Origin of the sequence: Stenotrophomonas sp. TWI809 (assembly GCF_039673205.1) — a bacterium.
In the GTDB taxonomy this organism is placed as follows: Bacteria; Pseudomonadota; Gammaproteobacteria; order Xanthomonadales; family Xanthomonadaceae; genus Stenotrophomonas.
Window position 1 is genome coordinate 175,783 of sequence record NZ_JBDJLE010000004.1, and the last position, 26,517, is coordinate 202,299.

The following is a 26,517-nucleotide window of genomic DNA, read 5'->3' on the forward strand; positions in this document are numbered from 1 at the left end:
GCGTGCTCAGCCGTGGGGGTGGATGGTCACGCCCTGCACCACACGGTTGACCGTGCCGTCGGGGAAGGGATTGTCCGGGGTCATGCCGAGCGCGGCCGAACGCTGCAGCGCATAGCACTGCGGCACCAGCAGCCACAGCGGGGCCAGCCACGGATCGGGCAGTGCAGGTGCGGCCAGGACGAAGTCGCCGTCGGCGCGGTCCGCGTCGTCCGGCCCGATCGACAGCACCCGCCCGGCGATGCCGTCGCGGCGCAGTTCGTGCAACAGGTCCTGCTCGTAGCGGCGGGCCAGCGGCTGCGCGCTGCGCAGCATCACCACCAGCGTTTCACCGTTGAGGGTGGACTTGGGCCCATGGCGGAACCCCAGCGGTGTATTGGCCAGTGCCAGCACGCGGCCGGCGGTGAGTTCGAGCACCTTCAGCGCGGCCTCGCGGGCGACGGCTTCCAGAGGACCGCTGCCGAGATAGATGACGCGCGAATACGGCGCTTGGGCCAAGGCCGCCACCGCGGCATCCCAGGCATCCAGCGCACGCTCGCCATGGCTGGCCAACGTGCGAAGACGCTCCAGGCGCGCTGCCCACGGGGCGCTGTCGAACGCACTCAGCGCGGCCAGCAGCATGCAGCTCAGGCTGCTGGTCATGGCGAAGGCGCGATCACAGCTGGCCGGCGGCATCAGCAGCGACAGCGTATCGCTGCGGCCGTGGCCACGTTTGGCGAGTTCGCCTTCGGCATTGCAGGTGATATCGACGAAGCGCGCGTGCTCGACCTGGTCGCGGACCAGATCCACCGCGGCCACGCTCTCCGGGCTGGAGCCGCTGCGCCCGAACGACACCAGCAGGGTCGGGCGCTCGCGGCGCAGGTACAGCGCCGGATGGGTCAGCAGGCTGGTGGTATGCACAGCGCGCACCTCGGCCGGCCACTGCGCATTGATCTGGTCGGCCACCATCTCGGCAATGAAGCCCGAGCTGCCGGCGCCGGTGAAGATCACCAACTGGTCGGGATCGCGCAGGGCCTCCCCGAGGAAGCCATTGATGCGTACCTGCGCAGCGTCCAGCAGGCTCGCCAGCGCGGCCCACAAGCGGGGCTGCTGGGCGATTTCTTCGGCGGTATAGGCGCCACCGAGGCGCTGCCACGTGGGCAAATCAGGGAGCAGAGAAGCGTCCATTCGCAATTCCTGTTGGGCGACCGCACCTTCTGCGTTTTCTTTCGAAATGTCAAATATCGAAAGATAAAGAAAAGGTCTGTCGGTCACAGTTTTCGTCTTTCATTCGGGGTTGACCGGCGGGAGATGCGCGCGAATGCCGCGTTGCACCACAGTTTCAGTACTCTAAAAATGCGTATTCAGGTGGGGTTTGGAAAGCGCGGCGTTGCCGAATCTTTCGTTTATACCAAAATATCCTTTCTTTTTCTTTGCAATTTGTTGACATCTTTCGAGACCGTGCCCTAGAGTCGGCCGCACTGGTTTCAGTTTCCCGCTGACCGCGGGCTTGGGGGCAAGGTGGACTTCCGGTTTCGACGCACTGGTCTGACGATCACACTGCTCACCGCAGTGGCTCTGGCTGCCACCGCCCACGCTGAGCCGGTGGGCAACCTCCGTGCGATCACCGCCGCCCCCGCCAAAGACGGCACCGCCGGCTGGACACTCAGCACGGATACCGGCGCCACGCTGCGCGTGGACCTGCTGCGCGATGACGTCCTGCGCGTGCGCGCCGGCCGCAACGGCGCGCTGACCGGTGCCGGCGACAAGGCCGCCCCGATCGTGCTGCCGCAGCCGCCCGCGAAGGTCGCCGTCCAACTGGAAGAGGATGCCAACGAGGTGCGCATCCGCACCGATGCGCTGGTCCTGCACATCCAGCGCCAACCATTGCGCCTGTCGCTGGTCCGCCGCGAGGGCGACCGCGACGTCGCGCTGTGGCGCGAACTGCAGCCGCTGGACCTGGACAAGGACAAGGACCAGAGCGTGCAGGTGCTCTCCAGCGAAAGCGATGAGCACTTCTACGGTGGTGGCCAGCAGAACGGGCGCTTCGAGTTCAAGGGCCGCGAACTGGAGGTGTCGTACTCCGGTGGCTGGGAAGAAGGCGATCGCCCCAACCCGGCGCCGATGCTGTTGAGCTCGCGGGGCTGGGGCATGCTGCGCAATACCTGGAGCGACGGCACCTACGATCTGCGCCAGGCCGACCAGGCCACGCTGCTGCACCGCGAGGACCGCTTCGATGCGTACTACTTCGTCGGGCCGAGCCTGCATACGTTGCTGGACCGTTACACCACGCTGACCGGCCGCGCCGGCCTGCTGCCGCGCTGGGCGTTCTCCTATGGCGACGCCGACTGCTACAACGATGGCAACAACATCAAAAAGCCGGGCAGCGTGCCCGACGGCTGGAGCGACGGCCCGACCGGCACCACGCCCGACGTGGTGGACAGCGTGGCCAGGCAGTACCGCGAGCACGACATGCCCGGCGGCTGGATCCTCCCCAACGATGGTTACGGCTGCGGCTACAAAAAGCTGCCCGAGACCGTGCAGGGGCTGGCGAAGTACGGCTTCAGGACCGGCCTGTGGACCGAGAACGGCGTCGACAAGATCGCCTGGGAAGTCGGCACCGCCGGCAGCCGCGTGCAGAAGCTGGACGTGGCCTGGACCGGCAAGGGCTATCAGTTCGCCATGGATGCCAACCAGTCCGCGTTCAACGGCATCATGGACAACTCCGATTCGCGCCCGTTCCTGTGGACGGTGATGGGCTGGGGCGGCATCCAGCGTTATGCGGTGGCCTGGACCGGCGACCAGAGCAGCAGCTGGGATTACATCCGCTGGCACATCCCGACCCTGATCGGCTCGGGCCTGTCCGGCATGGCCTACGCCAGTGGCGACGTGGACGCGATCTTCGGCGGCAGCGCCGAGACCTTCACCCGCGACCTGCAGTGGAAAAGCTTCACCCCCGTGCTGATGGGAATGTCCGGCTGGTCGGGCAATGCACGCAAGCACCCGTGGTGGTTCGATGAACCCTACCGCAGCGTCAACCGCGACTACCTCAAGTTGAAAATGCGCATGACCCCGTACATGTACGGACTGGCGCATGACGCGGCCACCACCGGCGCACCGCTGCTGCGCGCGCTGATGTGGGATTACCCGCAGGACCCGCAGGCCTACACTGAGGCGCACAAGTACCAGTTCCTGCTCGGCCGCGAACTGCTGATCGCGCCGGTGTACCGCAGCCAGGCCGCGAGCCGTAGCTGACGCCGCGACATCCACCTGCCGCAGGGCCGCTGGATCGACTACTGGGATGGCCGCCAGCTGCAGGCCGGGGCCGAGGGACGTTCGCTGGACCGCCCGGTCGACCTGGCCACGATCCCGGTGTTCGTGCGCGCCGGCGCGATCATCCCGATGTACCCGGCGATGCTCTACGACGGTGAGAAGCCGCTCGATGAAGTGACCTTCGACCTGTACCCGCAGGGCACCTCGCAGTACACGCTGTACGAAGACGATGGCGCCACCCGCCGTTACGAGAAAGGCGAATCGAGCACGCAGGCGATCACGGTGCAGGCCCCGGCGCAGGGCAGTGGCCCGGTGCAGGTGCGCATCGATCCGGTGCAGGGCCAGTACGCCGGCCAGCTGCCGCAGCGGCGCTATGCGCTGCGCGTGCTCAGCCGCCAGCGCCCCGCCGCAGTGATGCTGGACGGCCGTGCGCTGCCGATGCTGGCCGACCAGGCAGCATGGCAGGGCGCCAACGAAGGCTGGTACTTCGACGCGGCCGAACGCCGCGGCACCCTGCACGTACGCACCGCGCCGACCGACATCCGCCAGCCACTGGCACTCCAGCTGGACCTGCCGCTTGCCGCCGCGCCGGCCGACGATGCCTTCCCGGCCGCACCGGAACTGGGCCGCGCGCTGCCGTCGGACAGCCTGCTGGTGGTGAACCGCCCGGCCGAGGAGCAGGGCTATGAGATGGAGAAGGCGTTCGACGACGATCCGGCGACGTGGTTCCGCACCGTGCGCAACCAGGCGGTCAAGACCGGCGCGCACGAATGGGTGCTCGGCTTCGGCGAACGCAAGCTGATCGACGGCATCGAACTGGCGCCGCGCAACGACCAGCACTGGAAGAACGGCCAGATCCGCGACTACGAGATCTACATGGCCGACAGCAATGGCGAGTGGGGCGAACCGATCAAGCGCGGTCGCCTGACCCTGCAGCAGGGCATGCAGCAGATCGACTTCCCCGCCCATGCCGGCCGCCTGCTGCGCTTCCGCGTGCTGAGCACGCAGAACCCGGAAGGCGACGGTGCCAGCGCTGCCGACCCGATGGTGACCGCGGCGCAGGGCAGCGTGGCGCGTGCGGTGGATGCGCTGCAGCCGCGCGATGTCGGCCCGATCGTGCTGTCCACGTTCCACGTGCTGGAGCATCCGCAGCCGGAAGGCCCGGCGCAGCAGCTGTATCTCTCCGCGCTGCCCATGCCGACCCCGTTGAAGGCCAGCGTCGCTGCCGACCACGCATTGGGTGGGCAGGCCGAGATGCGCATGAACGGTCTGCATTTCCGCCGCGGCCTGGGCGTCAATGCCAGCAGCCGGATCGATCTGGAACTCACGGGCAGCTGGCGCCTGCTGCGCGCCGACCTGGGCATCGATGATCAGTGCCGCACCGCGGGCGGCATGCAGTTCCAGGTGTGGGGTGACGGTCGGCTGCTGTACGACAGCGGCCTGGTCAACGCACCCGGCGTGGTCAAACCGGAGCTGGACGTACGCGGCCTGCAGCGGCTGAGCCTGCGCACGCTCGGGGCGCAGGGCGATCGACCCGCGCAGGTCTGTGGCAACTGGGCCAATGCCGCCCTGATCGGACAGGAGGGCGATACCGCCAGCATCGTGTCGCCGTAACCGAAGAAACACGCTTTCAGAAAAACAGCTCTCTCCCGTTTCCCGTCTGCGGCCGTCTGGCCGCGGCACGGGGGACGTTTGCCCGAAAACACCCATCCACCGCCAGCCCCACGCTGCGGATCGAACAAGGAGCCAAAGATGTTGACCGAACGCCATCGCCATCGCCGCATCACCGCCACCCCCTTGTCCATCGCACTCGGCCTGGCCGTCGCGGTGGTCGGCAGTGCCAGCGCCCAGGACGCAACGCCCGATACCAAGGCCACCGAGCTGTCGCGCATCGAGGTGACCGGCTCCAACATCCGCCGCAGTGATGTGGAAACCGCCTCGCCGGTGCAGGTGATCAGCAAGCAGGACATCGAGAACATGGGTGCGCGCACCCTGCTGCAGGTGCTCGACAACCTGCCGGCGGCACGCCCGGGCCAGCAGGATGCGCGCTCGCTGTTCACCGGTTCGGATGGCGCCTCGCAGGCCAACCTGCGCGGCCTCGGCGCACAGGGTACGCTGGTGCTGCTCAATGGCCGCCGCCTGTCCTACTACGGCGCGCCGGCCGGCTTCCAGACCCAGTTCGTCAACATCGATGCGATCCCCGCTGCAGCGATCGAACGCATGGAAGTGCTGACCGACGGGGCTTCGGCGGTGTACGGCACCGATGCGGTGGCCGGTGTGATCAACGTGATCACCAAGCGCTCCTACCAGGGCGCGGAGATCAATCTCACCACCGACAAATCCTCGCGGATCAGCTCCTACGGCGAACACCAGGGCAGCATCACCGCCGGCTTCGGCGACCTGGATGAAGACCGCTACAACGTCTACGCCTCGGTGAACCTGTACCGGCGCGATGCGATTCCGCTGAGCGACTTCTACGACAAGCGGCCCGACCAGTACTACGTCAACAACCCGAACTACCTGCCCAACCTGCGCCTGGGGACCGGCAGCAAGCCGGGCGAGTTCAACCCGGGCAGCTACTTCGCCTTCGATCCGGTCACCGGACGCCGCGTGCAGGAAGCCGCCCCGGGCTGCAACAACGTACTCACCAGCGAAGCGGCCGGCCCGCGCTGTATCTGGGAGACGTGGATGAACAACGAGATCGACGCCGGCGCCAAGTCCGAGCGCAACACCGCCTACGTCAACGCCCACTTCCTGATCGGCGACAGCACCGAAGCCTTCGCCGAAGCCACGTACACCGACATCGACCTGACCGCCAACGGCGGTACGCCGCGTGCCTACGGCACCACCACCGGCAACCCGACCAGCTGGTTCTCGCGCAATACCGGCACCACGGTCAACCAGTTCCTGTATCCGTACCTGGGCCCGAACAACGAATACAACAACGCCTCGCCCGAACTGAAGGCACTGATGGGCGGCGTGGTCGGCCTGCAGTACCTGTTGCAGGACGTGGGCGCCAACCACTTCGGCCAGCGCAACACCGATCAGAGCTATCGGGTGGTGGCCGGAATGCGCGGTGACATCGGCGACTGGAACTGGGAAACCGCCTTCGCCACCGCCGGCAGCCACTCGGTCACCTACCAGACCACCAACGTGAATCTGGCCGGCTTCGAAAAGGCCTTCGGCCCGTACTCCGTCGATCCGGGTACCGGCCGCGTCATCATCTCCGACCACCCGGCCTACAAGTTCGGCGAGATCAGCGAGGCCAACGCCGCGCTGATCCGCGAAGCGTTCCCGACCTTCGACATCCAGTCCTGGACCCGCCTGCATACCCTGGACGGCAAGATCGAAGGCCCGTTGTTCCAGATGCCCGCCGGCGAAGTGCGTGCGGCCTTCGGCTTCAACGCCAGCCGCGAAACTTTCTATACCCCGGGCAACCCGGATGCGGCAAACGGCCTGATCACCCAGCAGGGCGGCTCGTGGTTCGACGGCAAGCGCAACACCTATGCGCTGTTCGCCGAGACGGTGGCGCCGCTCACCGAGAAGCTGGAACTGGACGCCGCACTGCGCGTGGACAAGTACCCGGACTTCAGCGCCAACCTGGCCCCGAAGATCGGCCTGAAGTACCAGATGTTCGATCAGCTGATGCTGCGCGGCACCTACTCCACCGGCTTCCGCGCGCCCAGCCTGGCCGAGTCCGGCAACGGCGGCGTGTTCGCCCAGTTGGGGGGCTACCGCGATGAAGTGCGCTGCAACGAGACCAACGCGATCGCCAACCTGCTGTTGCGGTCGCAGCGCGGCGGTGACGTGGACCTGGGCAAGTCCCTGCTCAATACCGACTGCAGCCGCACCGTGGCGCGCATGACCCAGCCGAACCCGGACCTGAAGCCGGAAAAAGCCAAGATCACCACGCTGGGCTTCGTCTACGAGCCGACGCAGTGGCTCTCGGTGTCGGCCGATTACTGGTTCATCTACCGCAGCAATGAAATCGTTGCCCCGGATTTCACCCGCGACGAAGACATCATCTCTTCCACCCGTTCGCCGATCACCGAAAGCGACCGCGCCAACCTGGCCGCGCTGGCGGCGATGTGCGCCGACCCGGCCAGCGGCGTCGCCTGTCCCGGTACGCTGCCCGGCTACAGCGTGGGCAACGTGGCCAGCGTGGTGGGCCAGTACAAGAACCGTGGTAAGACCCTGATCGACGGCTTCGACATCGACGCCCGCAGCCGCTTCTCGCTGGGTGAGTGGGGCAACCTCAACATCGGCGTGGCCGCCACCATCGCCAACCGCAACCGTTCCTACCTGGATGATGAAAGCGGCTGGTACTACGGCGACCTGGTCGGCTATTACAACAACCCGCGCCTGCGCGCCACGTTGAACGCGGACTGGAGCTACAAGCAGGTCACCACCAGCGTCTTCGTCAATTACGTGGGCGGCACCAAGTGGGCGCTGCAGCAGATCGACGAGGAAGACAACAACCCGCAGACCTGCACCGCCGGCTACCTGCCGGTGGAGCAGAGCAAGTGCGATGGCGCCCCGTCGTGGTGGACCGCGAACCTGAGCGTGGCCTGGCGCCCGGATGCCCACTGGAACGTCGGTTTCACCATCAAGAACCTCTTCGACCGCCTGCCGTTCTATGACCCGAACAGCTTCCTCGGCGATTCCAGCGATTACGCCACCATCTTCGGTCGCGGCTACAGTCTGACCGTCGGCTACAAGTTCTGATGCTCCCCTCGCGCCGGTCCTGGCCGGCGCGATCTTCACACGAGGTACTGTCCATGAAACGCAGAGAATTCATCGCCGCCAGCGCGGCCGTCGCCGCCACCAGCCTGCTGCCGAACACGCCCGCCTGGGCGCGCGGTCGCAAGGTACGGCTGGGCCTGATCGGCACCGGCATGCGCGGCCAGGTATTGCTGAAGGAACTGGTCCGCCGCGATGACGTGGAGGTGGTCGCGCTGTGCGACATCGAGCCGATCATGCTCAAGCGCGGCATGGACATGGTCGCCAAGGCCGGCAAGCCGGCGCCCAAGGCGTATGGTCAGGACGGCGACGTCAACGCCTGGAAGCGGCTGATCGAGCAGCGCGGCCTGGATGGCGTGGTCATCGCCACGCCCTGGGAATACCACGCGCCGATGGCGATCGCGGCCATGCAGGCCAAGGTCGCGGTGGGCTGCGAAGTGGTCGCCGGCATCACCCTGCAGGACCACTGGGACGTGCTCAAGACCCAGCTGTCCACCGGCACGCCGTACATGCTGCTGGAAAACGTCTGCTACCGCCGCGACGTGATGGCCGCGCTGCAGATGGTGCGCCAGGGACTGTTCGGGGAACTGGTGCACCTGCAGGGCGGCTACCAGCACGACCTGCGCGGGGTGAAGTTCAATTCCGGCGACCCCAGCCAGCCCTACGACAGCGGCGTGGAGTTCGGTGCCAAGGGCTGGTCCGAGGCACGCTGGCGCACCGAGCATTCGGTGAAGCGCAACGGTGAGCTGTACCCCAGCCACGGCATCGGCCCGTGCGCGATGTACACCGGCATCAATCGCGGCAACCGTTTCACCCACATCAACGCGTTTGCCAGCAAGGCGCGTGGCCTGCACGAATACACCGTGGCCAAGAGCGGTGGCACCACCCACCCGAGCACCAAGGTAGCCTTCAAGCTCGGCGACATCGTCACCACCACCCTGGCCTGCGAAAACGGCGAGACCATCCTGCTGCAGCACGACACCTCGCTGCCGCGCCCGTACTCGATGGGCTTCCGCGTGCAGGGCACCAAGGGCCTGTGGATGGATGTGAACCAGTCCATCCACATCGAAGGCCGCAGCCCGCCGCACAAGTGGGAACCGTTCCAGGCCTATCAGGACCAGTATGAGCACCCGCTGTGGAAGCAGCATGCCGATACCGCTGCCAGCGCCGGCCACGGTGGCATGGACTGGTTCGTCATCCATGCCTTCGTGGAGGCTCTCAAGGCCAGGGCACCGATGCCGATCGACATCTACGACGCGATCACCTGGAGCGCGATCACGCCGCTGTCGGAGCAGTCCATCGCCAACAGTTTTCAGACGCTGGAATTCCCGGATTTCACCGCCGGGCTGTGGAAACAGCGCAAGCCGATCTTCGCCTTCGACGGATCGTACTGAGCGGCATCGCCCGCCATCGTCCTGTCACGGACGGGTCGCACAGTAATCGCCCACCGGGCCGCCCTGCGCGGCCCGGTTCCATTTCGGGGACGGGCAGCATGACGGCAGTGGCGGAACATACGTATGGGTGGAAAGAGCGGCTGCACCGATGGTGGCAGCGGGCCCGCCGCTGGAGCGTGTTGGGTGGGCTGGTCGTTGCTGGCGCCGCGACGGCCGCCGATGCCGCGCCTGCGCACTGGATGGCCTATGCCGCGCAGTCGGGTGAGGCGCTCTCGCAGCGCCTGAGCAACACCGGCGATCCGCGCGTGGAGCGGTTGCAGGCCCGTCTTGCCGAGCGCAAGGATCCGGGTGCCGCGTTGACCGTGTCGTTGTGGATCGATGCCACCGGCAACATCATCGATAGCCGCTTCGCGTCACTGGGCGATGCCGCGGCAGATGCCGAGCTGCGTGCGCTGCTCAGTGCTGCGCCGTTGCCCGTCGCACCACCGCCGGACATGCGCCAGCCGTTGAATCTGGGGCTCTCACTCATCCCCACTGCGGCCGGCGACACGCCCATCCCCTGAGCGTCATCGTCCTGGCCTGACCGCTGGTGGCGGCGGGGGCGGACGCTGTGGTTGGGTGGATATGCCGAAGGTGTTGCCCATGCGTTGCTGGGTGGCCGCGCGATGGGCCAGCCCCAGCGCCGATGGCGGCTGGCGGACGATCAACAGCGAGCCGGGTGCCTGTACGGGTGCCGCCGAGGCCGGCGCAGGCGCGAGCAGCCGGCTGAAGCAATCGTAATCACGGATGCGCTCGCCGTTGACCTCCACCTCGATGCAGGCCGGCGCTGGGTCTGCCTGCGCGCGGGCGACCCAGGGCACGGCCAGCAGGGCGATGCACAGGCCCGCTGCGGTAAGTGATCGAAGGTCCGGCATGGCTGTCACCGCTCTGCAATGAAACCGACCTAACGTGACCGGCTTGGCGTTGTGATGCTGGCGCGTCTTGCATGCAGTTTGATGACACCGGGGCGCATGACCAACAGGGGCGGGCAGGCAAACGCATCGGCGGCCGGCGCAGGAACTCTCTGCGCCCGTGTGGCTGGCTGTTTCTCCTGCTCGCGATGACCTGGCCGCCGGCGATGGCGCTGGCCCAGGACGCCATCGATGCCGCGCACACGCAGTACACGTTCGATGTTCCGGCGCAGCCGCTGCCGGAGGCCTTGCAGTTGTATGGGGAGATCACCGGGGTGGCGGTACTGATCGATGCCCGCTTGTTGGGTGGCCTGCGTTCGACCGCGCTGTCGGGGCGGTACGCCCGGCGCGACGCGTTGCAGCGGATGCTGGGCGGTACCGGACTCGTTCCGCATTTCGTGGAGAACGGTGCGTTCACGCTGGTGCCGGTGGGATCCGTGGCCGCCGACGAGCTGCTGCCCGATGCCACACCCATGCGTGCACCGTCCCTGCCCGAGCGGACCCGCCAGCGCGGTGCCCGGGTGATCCAGCACTCGCTGGAGCAGGCGCTGTGCGGCACGGCATTGACGCGGCCGGGTGACTACCGGGCGAGCGTGCGCTTCTGGCTGACCGAACGGGATCAACGCATCCGCGCACCGGAGCTGCTGGAATCCACCGGTGACCTGGCACGCGACACGGCGATCGTCAGTCGCCTGCGCGACCTGCCGTTACCGGGCCTTCCGGCTGGCCTGCCACAACCCATCACGCTGCTGTTGCTGCCTGAAACACCGGGCGCGACGCCGCCGTGCCGGGCCCGCTGATGACCGGTCTGCGCACCCTGTTCCTGGATCACTACGAAGCCTTCCGCAAACGCCTGCGGCGCCGGCTGGGCTCGGATGACCTGGCCATGGACGCGCTGCAGGAGACCTGGCTGCGGGTGGAGCGCATGGGCAGTACGCAGCCGCAGCGCAATCCGGTGGCCTACCTGTTCCGCATGGCGGTCAACGCCGCCACCGACCAGCGCATCGCCCACGGCAGGGTGCTGACCGGTGCCGAGGTGGAGGCGCTGATGGACGAATCCCCGGACTATCTGGACCCGTCCGACGTGGCCCACGGCCGGTCTGAGATCGCTGCACTGGCCGATGCCCTGCGTGAGCTGCCCGAGCGCCAGCGCGCCATCCTGATCGCCGCGCGCATCGACCAGCAGCCGATCGATACCATCGCCGACCAGCACGGGGTCTCCTCGCGGATGGTCGGCAAGGACCTCAAGAAAGCCCTGCAGCATTGCGCAGGACGGCTGGACCGGCCGCTGGTGCAGCGTTTCGGTCCCGGGGCGGGAAAACCGTCATGACTGATATGAAGACCTCCGTATCCCCATCGCCTGCTGATGTGCAGGCGCAAGCGCATGACTGGCTGCTGCGCTTGCAGACCGGCCCGGTGACGGCTGCCGACGCGGACGCGTTCCGACGCTGGCGTGCGCTGGATCCCCGTCATGCCGTGGCCTTCGCCCGGGCGCGCCGACTGTGGTCGGCGCTGGCGCCGGCGCTGCAGGCCAGTACGGGTCCGGCCGAGGCCACGGTGCCGAACGCCGGCGTGCCGCTGCCCGCATCCGCAACCGTCCTCCCGGTACGGCAGCGCCCCCGTCGTTTCAATCCAGGCCGACGTGCGTTTTTGGGCGGCGCTGCCGCTGCCGCCGCGGTCGGCTGGGTAGCGGTGCAGTCGCCGCTGGGGCTGTGGCCGGCGCTGGACGCGCTGGGTGCCGACTACCGCACCGCGACCGGCGAGCGCCGCGACCTCAGCATCGGCAGCGTGGCCGTGGCCATGGCCGCGCGCACCACGATGCGCCGTCCCGCCGATGGCTCGGCCGGGATCGTGGTGAGCCAGGGCGAAGCCCAGTTCGCGGTGCCGGCCTCGGCCGCTGCCAGCTTCGTGATCGGTGTCGACGGTGCGCGACTGATGCCGGCCCCGGGTGCGCGGGTGAACGTGCGCTGCGTCGGTGGCGACATCCGCATCACCTGCCTGGCCGGGCGAGCCGAACTGGTGCGGGGCGCGCGTACCGTGGTGCTGCAGCCCTCCTGGCAGGCACGCCTGACGGCGGACCGGATCGCTTCCGTGGCGCCGGTCGCGGCCGACACCATCGACGCCTGGCGGCGCGGCTGGCTGGTCTTCGATGATCAGCCGCTGCAGGACGTGGTGGACGAAATCAACCGCTACCGCACCGGCCGTATCGTGCTGACCGGCAGCGCATTGCCGGCACGGCGCGTACAGGCGCGCATCCCTTTGGCGCGCATCGATACCTTCATCGATCTGGTGCGCGATGCCTATGGTGCAAAGGTGGTGAGCATGCCCGGTGGCGTCGTGCTGTTGAGCTGAGCGGCGCGTGCGCAGATGAATTTTTTGTTGCAACGGTTCAGTCGTTGTCACCTGCCCCCGTCTTATCCCTCGTAACAAGCGCAACGCATTGCACTGCCACGCTCGCTCCTGCCATGGACGGGATCGCGCTGCAGGACGGCAGCACGCGCTTGCCCTTATCAGCGAACGATATTGCGACGGGTGACAGCGATGGTGAAGCAGCAGAGCGGTTCGATCGGATGCACGGCCCCGCAGGTGCCGCAGGTGCCGCAGGTGCGCGCGCTGTCGCAGGCCATCGCGGTGTTGCTGATGGCCGGTGGCGTCGCGGCGGGCGTCAACGCGCAGCAGGCCTTCAGTCCGGCATGGTTCGCCAACAAGGGCGTGCAGCAGCAGACCGCCGCGCAGACCGGCCGCCTGCCGAACGGCATGCCGTCCAACCTGGTGCGTACCGACCAGCAGGCGCAGCAGGCCCGCGACACGCTGAAGACCTCGCTGGAGAACCTCAACACTGCCGCGCAGGCGATCGCCATGCAGCAGCGCATGCAGCAGACCGCCCGCGATGCCGCGCGGCTGCGCGCCGGCCAGGTGCCCGATGGGCTGGGCGAGGGCGGGCTGAAGATCGATGACGACACCCTGACGCGCGGCTGGTTCAACGCCAGCGCTCCGACCCAGAGCAGCAAGGACGGCACCACCACCGTCAGCATCGCGCAGACCGGCGACAAGGCCATCCTCAACTGGGAGACCTTCAACGTCGGCCGCAACACCGTGGTCGATTTCGACCAGCAGGCGAGCTGGTCGCTGCTCAACCGGGTCAATGATCCCAACGCGCTCCCGTCGCAGATCCTCGGCCGCATCCAGGGCCAGGGCACGGTGATGCTGGTCAACCGCAATGGCGTGGTGTTCGACGGCAGCAGCCAGGTCAACGTCAAGAACCTGGCCGCCTCGGCGGTCAACATCAGTGATGCGCAGTTCCGCAAGGGTCTGTACAGCGACGCGCAGGGCAATGCCTTCATCCCGACCTTCGGCAACGAACTGACCACCACCACCAACGGCTTCGCCCATGGTGCGGCGACCGGTGACGTGGTGGTGGAGCGCGGTGCGCAGATCACCACGGCGGTGCCCACCTCGGTCACCGAAGGCGGCGGCTACGTGCTGCTGCTCGGCCGCCAGGTGCACAACCACGGCCAGATCACCACCGCCAATGGCCAGACCACGCTGGCCGCCGGCGATGCGTTCGTGATCCGCAAGGGCATGGGCACCGACCAGAACCAGACCTCCACCACCCGTGGCAACGTCGTCACCACGCTGCGCAAGCCGGTGGCAGCCGATGCCGTCGTGGCCATCGCCAGTGGCGTGGTCAGCAACAGCGGCCTGATCCAGGCCAGCACCGGCGACATCACCCTGGCCGGCCATGACGTGCGGCAGCAGGGTGCAGTGGTGTCGACCAGCTCGGTGCATACCCGCGGCACCGTGCATCTGCAGAACGAACGTGCCGATACCACCGGCAGCGTCCTGCTGGACCAGGGCAGCACCACCGCGATCGTGCTCGATGCCAGCGCCACCACCGCGCTGGACGTCCAGCGCGAAACGCTGGTGCAGGAATCGGACAAGGTCGGCGACGGTATCGCCCATCGCCGCGACCAGTCGCTGGTGCAGATCAGTACCGGCGGCAAGGTCGCCTTCGATGACGACAGCCTGACGCTGGCGACGGGCGGGCAGATCTTCGTCGACGCCGCCGACAGCGAGGTCCGCCAGGGCGCGCGCCTGGACGTGGCCGGCTACGTCGGGGTCAAGATCGCGATGGAGGCCAACAACGTCCAGATCAACGTGCAGGGCAACGAGCAGCGTGACGCCGCGCTCAACCGTGACGACAAATCGCTCAACAGCAGGAACATCTGGCTTGACCGCCGCGACCTGGTCCTGGTTCCGGCCGGCACCAACGGCTATGAGACCGATCGCTGGTACACCGCCGGTGGCCTGCTGGAAGTCGGCGGCTACCTCGGGGTGACCGGCCACGGCATCGGTGAGTGGTCGGCGCAGGGCGGGACCGTGCAGTTCTCCGGCGGCAACGTGACCACGCAGCGTGGCTCGAACATCAACCTCTCCGGTGGCGCGCTGGACGTGCAGACCGGCTACGTCAACCTGACCCACCTCAAGGGCGCCGACGGCAAGCTCTACAACGCCTCCACCGCGCCGGGCGATCTGCTCTACAGCGGGCTGTACCGCGGGTTCGAAGATACCCATGCACGCTGGGGCAATACCGAGTTCTACTACAACCCGCTGATCGCACCGCAGCGCAGGCTGGAGAACGGCTACACCGTCGGCCGCGATGCCGGCCGGCTGATCGTCGCCACCCGTGCAGCGCAGCTGCAGGGCGACGTGGACACCACGACCTTCCAGGGCGACCGCCAGCAACGCGCCCGCGATGCCGCGCTGGATGGCTACCAGCAGGGACAGACCAGCGTTGCACGCCAGGGTCAGCTGGTGATCGGCAGCTACCTGCCGTACTACGACAAAAACAGCGGCCAGCAGCGTTTCGGCCCGGCCGCATTGGCCGAACATGTGGCCATCGGTGGCGATGCAGCCAGTGTCTCCGGCATCGGTGTCATCGGTCTGGACGCGGCCTGGCTCAACGCGCAGCGCTTCGGCGGCGTGGAGGTGTACGCGCACGCCGGCATCGATGTCGACCAGGCGCTCGAGGTTGCGCTGGGCGGCACGATCGCCCTGCATGCCAGCGATGTCCGCATCAACGCCGACCTGCGCGCCAGGGGCGGCAGCATCGCACTGGGTGACATGGTCGTGCAGCGCACCTCGAGCGGCATCGAGTGGCAGGATCTGCCGATCAGCGCGCGTCCAGGCGATACCCTGCTGCACCAGGTGCTGGTCGGCGATGGCGTGACCCTCGATGCGCGTGGCCTGTGGACCAACCAGGCGCAGGACCCGGCGGCCATCGGCGGACTGCCGTTCCTCGACGGCGGCAGCGTGGCGGTGCGCAGCACCGGCAACGTGGCCCTGGGCAAGGGCAGCGTGATCGACGTGTCCTCCGGTGCGGCCATGGGCGAGGAGGGCGATGTAACCGGGGGCAAGGGCGGCAGCGTCACCCTGGCCGCAGGGCAGAACATGGGGAGCGGCGTGCTGTCGCTGGATGGCAGCATCCGAGCCCACGGCATGAAGGGCGGCGGGGCGCTCAACATCGAGAACGGCACGATGGTCAGCATCGGCGGCGACGTGCCGGATGCGATCGAGCAGCTGGCCGCCGGCCAGGCCAGCACGCTGCCGGTACGCCTGGCCGCCGACGTCACGCTCCAGCCGGGCGACGTGATCCCGCTGAGCTTCTCCATCACCATTACCCATGTGGCCGGCGGCAAACCGATGCCGCTCACGATCCGGCCCGAGGTCAGCAGCACCAAGCCGGTGACCACCCAGGCACCGTGGCTGTTGCCGGCTGCCGTGCAGCTGGCCGACTACGGCCCGGTCCGGTCCGCCGGCGAGATCCTGCCGGCAGGCACCACCCTGTGGACCATCACCGACCTGCCGGCCGGCTATGTGGTGCCGGCCAATGTATTCCCCGGTGGTCTGCCGATTCCGGCACAGACCTCCCGTTATGTCGCCGGTACCGTGGCCACTGCCGCGGTCACGGTCCCGGCCGGCACCCGCCTGCCGGTCGGCACGGTCTGGCAGCGCGATGTGCCGGTGCAGTCGTTCCTGGCGCTGGACACCGGTCTGTTCCAGAGCGGCTTCAAGCAGTACAACGTGGTGGGCCGCGATGGCGTCAAGGTGGTCGAGGGGGCGCACCTGGACGTGGCGATGCCGATGCTGCAGGTCGACCTCGCTGCCGCGCGTGCGCTGGCCACCGGTGCCGATCCTGCCGATGCCCTGTCGGTCTGGCTGCCACCGCTGCAGCAGGACGATCCGAAAAGCGGCGAGGTCATTCTGCGCAAGGGCGCCGGGCTGTCACTGACCGCCGGCACGCCGCAGAACGCGGCCGACCTGGAGATCGGCCGCAACAGCCGGATCAACGTCGATCCCGGCCAGGCCATCACCCTGACCGGCAACGCACAGGTCACCCTCGACGGTGCCCTGCAGGCCCGCGGTGGACGCATCACGGTACTTGGCGGTGACCTGGGCGAAGGCAGTCTGCTCAACCTGCCCAAGGGCACGCCCAACGCGCGCTCGATCTGGATCGGTGAGCAGGCCGTGCTGGACGTGTCCGGCATGGCCTATACGGCCCTGGATGAAGCCGGCGGTCGGCACGGCCAGGTGCTGGCGGGCGGCACGATCGAGATCGGCGCACGGCATGACCTCGCATCGCGCAACCTCCCGGCGATCGATGCATTCGTGGTGGTGCGCGAGGGCGCCCGCCTGGACGCCTCCGGTGCGCAGGCGGTGCTGGACCTGCCCGATCTCGGCACGACCCCCATTGCCAGCCACGGCGGCATCATCGCGCTGAGTGCCAGCAATGGGCTGTTCGTCGACGGCACCCTGCATGCGGCCGCCGGTGGCAGTGGCGCGCGCGGTGGCACGTTGGCGCTGAATCTTGAAACGCCGATCTACGGGCCGGTCGAGCGCTTCAGCGGCAAGGGCATCGAGGTCGCTGACGGCGTGCGCGTCCCGCGTGAGCTGGTGATCGAACAGCACTACAGCGGCAGCGGCCTGGGCACGGAGGCCGTCGCCGGCGAGCTCGATCCAACCCTGGTCTATGGCAAGGCCCGCTACGGCGTGGACGCGATCCAGGCCGGTGGCTTCGATACCGCTTCGCTGTACGTCAATGGCCTGCTGAGCTTCGATGGCGATGTAGCGCTCGACATGCGCCAGGCGTTGTACCTCACGGCCAGCGCTCTGGGGCTCTCCACGGATGCCACGCGCGACAGCCAGGTGCATTTGGCCGCACCGTACCTGCGCCTGGCCGGCTCGGCGCGCCGCCAGCCGGACAACACCATCATGCCCAACCCGGTCACCGGCTCGCGCAATATCAGCCCGGCGTCCGGTTCGCTGGGCGTGGCCGCGCTCGCCGACGCGGCGTCGATCACGCTCGCAGGCAGTCTGGTCGATGTGGTGGGCATGGTCGGCTTCGGCGCGAACGGTGAAATCGTGCAGAACGCGGTCGACCCGCTGGCGGTCAAGCGCGACGCGTTCGGCGCGGTGCGCATCGAAAGTCAGGGCGACCTGCGCCTGCGCGAGGCCGACCTGTTCTCGCCCGGCGACACCACCCTGGCGGCGGCGCAGATCTACGGCAGCGGCAATGTCACGGTGGGCCTGCGGACCCTGCTGAACGAATGGGGCACCCTCACGACGGAGTTGGATCCGGACCGCATGCTGGACATCCAGCGCATCGGCAATACCTTGCCGCCGCAGCCCTACAGCGTGTTCGGCACGATGCGTTTCAGTGCCGCCACCATCAACCAGGGCGGGGTACTGCGCGCACCGCTGGGCAACATCATTCTGGGGCGCGCCGATGGCACCGGCTACACCGGCGTGGTCAACCTGCTGCCGGGCAGCGTCACCTCGGTCAGCGCCAACGGCCTGGTGATGCCCTACGGCGGCACGGTCGACGGGCTGGTCTACAACTACAACGGCGTCGACGTGGCTTACCAGGGCGTGGGCGGTGAACCGGCGGTGGAGTTCCGCTCGCACGCGGTGAACGCCCAGGCCGGCGCGGTGCTGGATCTGTCCGGCGGCGGCGAGCTGACCGGCGCGGCGTTCCTCTCCGGTCGCGGTGGCTCCACCGATGCGCGCCTCAACCCGCTGGTGCAGATGGACCGCGATGGGTTCACGCTGCCGGGCCTGTCCACCAACCCGGTATACGCCATCCTGCCCGGGGTACAGGCTGGGCAGGCTCCGCTCGATGCCGAGCGCGGTGCCGGCGATCCGGCCATCGGCCAGCAGATCACCCTCGGCGCCGGCATCCCCGGGCTGCCGGCAGGCACCTATACGCTGCTGCCGTCCAGCTATGCACTGCTGCCGGGTGCCTTCCGCGTGGAACGCAACGGCCTTGCCGGCAGTGCCACCGCGTTCGGCACTACCCAGGCCATGCGCAACGGCTCGTGGAGCACCTCGGCGCGGCAGAGCATCGCCAACACCGGCAGCAGCGACACGCTCCCCACGCAGTGGGTGGTGACCGCCGCCGACACCCTGCGCACCTATTCGCAGTACAACGAAACCAGCTACGCCACCTTCGCGCTGCAGCAGGCCATGCGCGAGGGGGCGCCGCGCCCGCTGCTCGAACGCGACGCCAAGGCGGTCAATTTCATGGTGACCAGCCCGGATGTGGCCGGCTCGCTGGACCTGCCTTCGCTGCGGTTCAACGCCACGGTGCTGGATGTTCCCGCCACGGCGGGCACCGGTTCGGTCGCGCGTCTGTTCAATGCAACGAACTACGAAATTCTCGCCGACGGCACGGAAGCGACCGAGGACTTCGCGGGTATTTCCATGCATGCCAGCGAGCTGAACCGGGTCGGCGCAGCGCGCCTGGAAATCGGCGGCCGCCTGCGCAGCACCTACGCCAATCCGGCCAACGGCTCGCTGCAGTCGGCCAACGTGATCAACATCGATGGCGGCGGGTCCAGCAACAGCATCGTGATGCGTGCCGGTGCGCAGCTGGAGGCGGCGGAGGTCTTCCTGATGACTGGCCGCCAGGCGGGTGGCATCACCCTGGAACAGGGCGCGGGCATCAACACGCTGGGCCAGGGCGCCGCCGCCTATGACGCCGCGCAGGGTTACATCTATACGCCGGGCCGCTCTGCGCTGCTGGCCGTCTCCAACGGCCAGATCAACCTGCTGGCGCCGGAAGCGGTCGACGGCCAGGGCAACGGCGCCGGCGCGATCGAGATCGGCGCCTGCGCCGTGCTCAGCGGATGCGCGGGCACGACCCGTCTGTACTCCGAAGGCACCATCGCCACCGCGACCGACAACCGCTTCGTGCTGGGCGATGCGGTGCGCTATGGCACCCGCAACCTGGCACTGGCGGTCGGTGGCATCAACGTCGGCAGTGCCGAGGCGATCGCCGACGCCACCGCGCGCGGCACGCTGCCGGCCGGCATGACGCTCAACCAGGACGTGCTCAGTCGGCTGTTGCTGGGCGACACCAGCGTCGGCGCGCCGGCACTGGAAGCGCTGTCGCTGACCGCACGCGAGTCGGTCAACTTTTACGGCGATGTATCGCTGTCCACCTACGATGCAGTCACCGGCAAATCGGCGTTGCAGCAGCTGGTGCTGGGGACGCCGGCCATCTACGGTTATGGCGATGCCGATGCCGTGGCCCGCATCCACACCGATACCCTGATCTGGAGCGGTGCACTTGCGCCGGCCGGCAGCATCGTCGCCGACGGCCCGGGCACCGGCCACGGCCAGCTGGTGGTGGATGCCCGCGACATCGTGTTCGGCTACGGCCCGCGTACCCAGCCGGATACCGTACGCACGCAGGACCGCCTTGCGCTGGGCTTCGCCGGCGTGCACCTCAACGCCAGCGGCCGCGTGACCGCCAACCAGAAGGGCAGCCTGAGCATCTTCGAGACCCAGGGTGACTGGAATGCGGATACCCGCTCCTATGCCCGCAGTGGCGGCGAGCTGTTCCTCAACACGCCGCTGCTGACCGGCGCAGCCGGGTCGGTCAACACGATCACCACCGGGGGCAACCTGCATGTCACCGGCAACGGCGCGCCCGTCGCGCCCGACAACGCGACCCTGGCCGCCGCGCTGGGCGCGGAGATCGCGCTGGACAGCCGCGACGGCAGCCTGCTGCTGGACACCGCCGTGCTGCTGCCCAGCGGCAAACTGCGCCTCGCGGCGCAGGGCGACGTGCGCCTCGCCGATGGCGCGCAGCTGGACCTCGCCGGCCGCCGCATCGCTTTCTTCGACACCGCCAAGTACAGCTGGGGCGGTGACGTGCTGATCGACAGCCGGCAGGGCGACGTGCAGCAGGACAGCGGCGCGAAGATCAGCCTGGCCGCGCAGAACAACCGCGCCGGCACGTTCACTGCACACGCCGCCGCAGGCACCCTCGATCTGGCCGGCCAGCTGCTGGGCAGCAGCAGTGGGCATTACGACGCCGGTGGAACCGAGGTGCCGTACAGCGCCGGGCGCATCGACCTGCACGGCCAGGGGATCAACGATTTCAGTGGGCTCAATTCGCGCTTGACCCGCGATGGCGTCACCGGCGGGCGCAGCTTCCGCATCGGCGAGGGTGATCTTGCGCTGGGCGACGAAGTGGTGGCGCGTGAGGTGAACATCGCGTTGGACAACGGTCAGCTGTGGGTCAACGGCACCGTCGATGCCAGTGGCGAACAGGCCGGCAGCATCCGTCTGGCCGCGCGCAATGGCGTCACCCTGGGCAGCGCGGCCGTGCTGGATGCCAGCGCGAGCGTACTGCGCCGCGACAGCTACGGGGCGGCGATCGATGCGCCCAACCGCGCCACCATCGAGATCGATTCGGGGCGTGGCACGTTGGCCATCGCCAGTGGCGCACGCATGGACCTGCGCGTGGCCGGCAGCAGCAGGAATGTCGGCACGGTGGCGCTGAACGCGCCGCGCGTGGGCGGCAACGACGTGGCGATCGCGACCGGCGGCCCGATCAGCATCGACGGTGCGAAGACGATCCAGCTCAATGCCTTCATCACCGACAACAGCGCAGCGGCAGGCACGGAGGCCAGCACCCGCGGCGAGAGCTACCAGGTCATCGACCAGGCGTACCTGGACCGCCTGCATGCCCAGAGCACCACCTTCATCGACGCCGCACTCGCCAACAGCGCACTGGTCGACCAGCGCCTGGCGGGCCTGCGCGCGTACGGCGACGCGTTCCACCTGCGCCCGGGCGTGGAGGTCGTGGCCGACCTGGCGGTGAATGCAGACGGCAATCTGCACGTGGATGGCGATCTGGATCTGTCCGCGCACCGTTACGCCAGCCTCAACCCCGGCAGCCAGCGCACCGGCGTGCGCGGCTCCGGTGAGGCCGGTGCGCTGGTGCTGCGCGCGCAGGGCGACCTGGAGGTGTTCGGCAGCATCAGCGATGGTTTCGATGGCAGTCGCCTGGGCACCACGTTCGACGACAACGGCTGGTACCTCACCGCCGGCCGCCAGCTGTTCGGCAGCGACGTGGTGGTTCCGCATGGCGGCTTGGTCACGCTCGCTGCCGGCACCGTGTTCAATTCGGGCAAGGTGCTCAACTACGACCTGCCCATCGGCGACATGCAGATGGCCGCCGGCACCCTGTTGCCCGCCGACGCCCGTCTCGCCCTGCCGCTGGCGCTGGCCAAGGGCACCGTACTGGGCGCGGCCGTCCACGATGCCTCCGGTGCGCTGCTGTATGCGGCAGGCACGGTCCTGGCCGATGCGGTCACGCTGCCGCAGGGCGCGCGTCTGTCGGCCGGCCTGCGCCTGCCGCTGGCCGCCCGCATCGCGGCGATGACCTGGCCGGCCGGGGTGGCCCTGCCGGCGTCGCCACTCGGCAATCTGGTCACCCTGGCCGCTGACCTGGGCCTGGCCAAGGGCGCCTTCATTCCCAGCGACACCGAGGTCAAGCTGCCTGGCGACGCCACCACGGTGAACCTGCGACCGGTGGACGCCGATGGCAACCAGGGTCGCATCTGGGCACTGGCGCCGATGCTGGCGGCCGGGTCGCAATCGTGGGACATCAGCCTGGTGGCGGGCGCCGATATGGCCGCCGCGGATCGCCTGACGGTGGATCCTGCCGGCACCGGCAGCCTGCGCCTGTCCGATCCGCATTACGGCCAGGGTGGCGCCGTGGTGGAGATTCCCGGGACCGGCTCGCCGGCGACGTACATGTGGGGAGATGTGGCCACGTTTGAACAGATGGTGATGGGATTCTTCGGCGAGTACATCCTCAGCTTCGTGCCGGTCGCGGGTGCGACATTCACCGCCGATGAAATCTCCGAGCTGATGATGTGGGGCTTGATCTGGAGTGGTCCGGAGAACCTCAACGACCTTGGATTCGACGGTCTGGCTGCCATCGACTCGCCAGAGGTTCCGCCGGACACCGAGTTCAGGACACTGCCCGGGCGTGAACAGTTGCCCAGCGTGGTGCGCACTGGTACCGGCGACCTGCGTCTGGTCTCCGGCAAGGACATCGCCACCACCTCGCTGTATGGCGTCTACACCGCCGGTACTCCGTCGGCTGCCTTGGCCGGCAACGGGGGCGATCCGTACAACCAGGCGCGCGCGCGCGTCGCACCCGGCAATGCCAATCCGCTTGGAAACAGCGTGCTGGGAGATGCCGGCGAGGTGTTCGAGCACCTTGTCGATGGCGGCAGCCAGAGCCTGTACCAGGCGTGGTATCCCGAAGCAGGTGGCAACCTGCTGCTGCGCGCCGGTGGCAATATCTCGGGCGACAGCATCGGGCGTCATGGAGCGCTGACGCGTACGGAAGCGCTGGGAATCGCCACACCGCGATTGAGCACCAGCGCATCGGTGGGCAACTGGCTGTGGCGACAGGGTACCGGCAGCGTGCAGACCGGTGCGGAAGGCCTGCCGACCGCATGGTGGATCAACTTCGGCACGTACGTTGCCGCACCCGACAACGCGAACTACGACAACAATTTCGTCAACATGCCGCAGCTGATCGGGTTCACCGGCTTCGGCACGCTCGGCGGTGGCAACCTGCTGCTGGAGGCGGGCGGCGATGCGGGCATGCTGCAAAGCCGCGGCGACCATGGCGCGGCGTACATCACCCGCAGCGCGGGCCTGAACCTGACCGTTGCCAGCACCGGCAGGGTCAGCGCCGATGGCGCGCTGGTACAGACCGGCGGCGGCGATCTGGACATCCGCATCGGCGGCGGCCTCAACGCCGACCCCGCGCTGCGCTCGTTCACGGGCAGCAACAGCGCCCCGGTGGCCAACGAGATCACCGTCAACGACGCGCAGCGACTGGACGTCAATGGCAGCTTCACCAACCTGCGCGGTGCACTGCGGCTGGAAGCCGGGTCGGTGGGCGGCGTGGAACTGCGCTACGGCAACCGCCAGGACGCCAAGGAGTCGCGTCCCTACGACGTGTATACCGCAACGGCCGCTACCGCAGCCGGTGGTCCGGTGCTGGTGCTCGGCGATGCCGGCGCCCGTCTGGATGCGCGTGGCGACCTGGTGCTGGGCACCGTCTCCGATCCGGGGCGGGTCGCCCAGTTCAACAATGGCACGCCCTTCAGCGTGGGCGGCAACGCTTACCAGGACGGCGGCTGGAGCTGGTTCTCGCTGTGGACCCCCTCCACCGCGGTGGACCTGATGGCCGCCGGCGGCAACCTGACGCCGTCGCTGGCGATGCAGGACCGCAACGCTGGCACCGACGCCCGGGCGACCGACGGCAATCACGTGTATCCCTCGGTCCTGCGCGCGGTGGCTGCCAGCGGCAGCATCTACTACGGTCGCGCCCGCACGGCCCCGACCGCCGGCACCAACAACGAGGACTTCGTGGCGGGCGTGGTACTGGCGCCGTCGCCGGTGAACGGGCAGTTCGACGCACAGGGCACCGGTCAACTGGAACTGCTCGCGGCCGGCTCGATCTATGCCAACGGCACCGGCTTCGGCACCTCCGGCGCAGACCCGACCGCGTTGCCCAATCCGTGGAATCCTGGCTTCGTCGGGCTGGGGCAGGAGATGTGGTACGGGCGTCAATTCCTGCACAACGTCAGTACCGGCGCCCTGGCGCCCAGCGTGCTGATCTCAGGCGACCGCCCCAACGGCTCCCTGCAGATCTATCCGCTGTTCTCCTTCACTTCGCCGACCGCGTCCGGTTACGTGCACGTTGGCCAGACGCCTTCGCGCTACTACGCGCTCCACGGCGACCTGGTCGGGCTGCGCAGCGGCAGCGTGGTCGATACCCAGTACGGCGTCTTCAACAACGGGGTCACCACCAATATCACCAGCACCTGGTACGACGGTGGCGGTGCCGTCGCCATCCGTGCCGGCCGGGATATCGTGAACTCGGGCACTCCGCTGGGTGCCTTTGACAACGTCGGCACGGTGTTTGGCAATGCCGATGGTGCGCTGGGCTGGATGGGCACCATCAACCGCGGCGATCCTGCCGCCGAGCCCCGGCCCACGGCGATCGCCAGCGGTACCGCACGCGGCAACCTGATCGTGCATACCAGTGCCGACGACGTGTCGGTCGTGCAGGCCGGGCGCGACATCCGCTTCAGCACGTTCTACGTCGCCGGCCCCGGGTTGCTCGACATCAGCGCCGGGCGCGACGTGTACATGGCTGACAAGGGCGAACTGCGCAGCCTGGGACCGGTCACCGGCGCCACGCCCGGCGACCGCAGCAGCGGCGCCAGCATCGCGGTGGCGGCCGGTCTTGGCGAGCGCGGCGCGGATTGGAACGCCTTTGCCGCGCGCTATCTGGATGCGGCCAACCTCGCCGATCCCGGCCGCGCACTGGGCGATCAGGATGGCAAGGTCGTCCGTGTCTATGGCGGCGCGGTGTCGCTGGCGCAGTGGCTGCAGGCGCAGTTCGGCTACGGCGGCGATGAGGCCGGTGCCGCCGCGTTCCTGGCACAACAGCAGCAGGCCCTGGACCAGGCGCACGCAACGGCGGTGGCCAGCGGCGGCACGGCCGCCAGCCGCGATCTCGCCCGGGAGTTCAAGCTGGAGAGCCAACTGCACCTGGTCAATTGGCTGACCGGCCGCTTCGGGGGCGCCAACGGACGCGGCCTGCACTTCGACGCCGCCAGCATGGACGCGCAGGCGTTCTTCGCCGCGCTGCCCGCCGAGCAGCAGAGCGCGTTCCTGCGCAACGTGTACTACGCGGAGCTGAAGGCTGCGGGGCGTGAGTACACCGCGGTCGATGGCCCACGCGAGGGCAGCTACCTGCGCGGCCGCGAGGCGATCGCCACGCTGCTGCCGACCAAGGATGCCAAGGGGGGCGAGATCGCCTACCAGGGCGACCTGACCATGTTCAGCAGTGCGCTGTATTACGAGGGCGTGCTCGAATCGGCGGCGGGCCGCCGCCCGAAGCCGGGTCAGACCTACCTGAGCGAAGCGGACTGGATTGCCGCCGGTCGCCCCACCACCGGGGTGCGCTACTACCGTGTCAACGACGCCGGTATCCACACCGATTTCGGCGGCGACATCCATCTGCTGGTGCCCGGCGGTCGCACCCTGGTGGGCGTGGATGGTGGCTTCCTGCCGGGGGCCGGTTCCGGTGTGCTCACCCAGGGCGAGGGTGACATCAACATCTACTCGCGCGGCAGCCTGCTGCTCGGGCAGAGCCGCATCTTCACCACCTTCGGCGGCAACATCCTGGCGTGGTCGGCCGAGGGCGACATCAATGCCGGCCGCGGCAGCAAGACCACGGTGGTCTACACCCCGCAGCGCCGCGTCTACGACACCGTCGGCAACGTCGCGCTGTCGCCGAACACCCCCAATACCGGTGCGGGCATCGCCACCCTCAACCCGATCGCGGAGATTCCGCCGGGTGACATCGACCTGATCGCGCCGCTGGGCACCATCGATGCAGGCGAGGCCGGCATCCGCGTCTCCGGAAACGTCAACCTGGCCGCGCTGCAGGTGCTCAATGCCGACAACATCCAGGTACAGGGCAAGGCAGTGGGCATTCCGGTGGTCGCGGCGGTCAACGTCAGTGCGCTGACCTCGGCCAGCGCGGCGGCGAACACCGCAGTGCAGGCGGCGCAGGAGATGGTCAAGCGCCAGACCCAGCAGACCCGCCCCTCCACGATCAGCGTGCAGGTGCTGGGCTTCGGCAGCGAAACCAGCAGCGTGGCACCGCCGAAGCACGAGGACCGCTACGACCCGGACAGCGTGGTGCAGGTGGTCGGCATGGGCGAGTTGAGCATCGAGCAGCGCGCCCGCCTCGATGCTGCGACGACGAAGCGACAGTGATGACGACGTCT

The 26,517-nt window shown here is 68.3% G+C and carries 9 protein-coding genes and 1 pseudogene; 8 read left to right on the plus strand and 2 right to left on the minus strand.

Features of this window, described 5'->3' with window-relative positions; translation table 11 throughout:
- Positions 1-6: 6 nt before the first annotated feature.
- Complete coding sequence (locus ABE472_RS05075; protein WP_313209334.1) at positions 7-1,164, minus strand: SIS domain-containing protein; 1,158 nt, start codon at positions 1,162-1,164, stop codon at positions 7-9.
- A gap of 333 nt (positions 1,165-1,497) precedes the next feature.
- Between ABE472_RS05075 and ABE472_RS05080 the strand changes: the two are divergent.
- From ABE472_RS05080 to ABE472_RS05095, 4 genes and pseudogenes are all read left to right on the plus strand, one after another.
- A pseudogene (locus ABE472_RS05080) lies at positions 1,498-4,863 on the plus strand (TIM-barrel domain-containing protein).
- Positions 4,864-5,001: 138 nt separating this feature from the next.
- Positions 5,002-7,974, plus strand: coding sequence for a TonB-dependent receptor (locus ABE472_RS05085; RefSeq protein ID WP_346465725.1), 2,973 nt, complete (start codon positions 5,002-5,004; stop codon positions 7,972-7,974).
- Between the two features lie 53 nt (positions 7,975-8,027).
- Positions 8,028-9,383, plus strand: coding sequence for a Gfo/Idh/MocA family oxidoreductase (locus ABE472_RS05090; protein WP_346465726.1), 1,356 nt, complete (start codon positions 8,028-8,030; stop codon positions 9,381-9,383).
- A 107-nt stretch (positions 9,384-9,490) separates the two neighbouring features.
- Positions 9,491-9,946, plus strand: coding sequence for a hypothetical protein (locus tag ABE472_RS05095; protein WP_346465729.1), 456 nt, complete (start codon positions 9,491-9,493; stop codon positions 9,944-9,946).
- A 3-nt stretch (positions 9,947-9,949) separates the two neighbouring features.
- Here ABE472_RS05095 and ABE472_RS05100 read toward each other — a convergent pair whose 3' ends face one another.
- Entirely contained in the window at positions 9,950-10,297 is a 348-nt protein-coding gene (locus tag ABE472_RS05100) for a hypothetical protein (RefSeq protein WP_346465730.1), read from the minus strand.
- Between the two features lie 203 nt (positions 10,298-10,500).
- On the opposite strand from ABE472_RS05100, the gene ABE472_RS05105 reads away from it, so the two are divergent.
- From ABE472_RS05105 to ABE472_RS05120, 4 genes are all read left to right on the plus strand, one after another.
- Positions 10,501-11,133, plus strand: a complete 633-nt coding sequence (locus ABE472_RS05105) for an STN domain-containing protein (RefSeq protein WP_346465736.1) — start codon at positions 10,501-10,503, stop codon at positions 11,131-11,133.
- Positions 11,133-11,663 carry a sigma-70 family RNA polymerase sigma factor gene (locus tag ABE472_RS05110; RefSeq protein ID WP_346465738.1) on the plus strand — a complete coding sequence of 177 codons (531 nt, stop codon included), beginning with the start codon at positions 11,133-11,135 and terminating at the stop codon, positions 11,661-11,663. The genes ABE472_RS05105 and ABE472_RS05110 overlap by 1 nt, the downstream gene beginning before the upstream one ends.
- The gene (locus ABE472_RS05115; RefSeq protein WP_346463345.1) at positions 11,660-12,685 is read left to right on the plus strand and encodes a DUF4880 domain-containing protein; all 1,026 of its coding nucleotides are present in this window, start codon (positions 11,660-11,662) and stop codon (positions 12,683-12,685) included. Before ABE472_RS05110 ends, ABE472_RS05115 begins: the two co-directional genes overlap by 4 nt.
- Positions 12,686-12,874: 189 nt before the next feature.
- Positions 12,875-26,506 (plus strand): filamentous hemagglutinin family protein, encoded by a 13,632-nt coding sequence (locus ABE472_RS05120; RefSeq protein WP_346465740.1) that lies wholly within the window; start codon positions 12,875-12,877, stop codon positions 26,504-26,506.
- Positions 26,507-26,517: the final 11 nt, after the last annotated feature.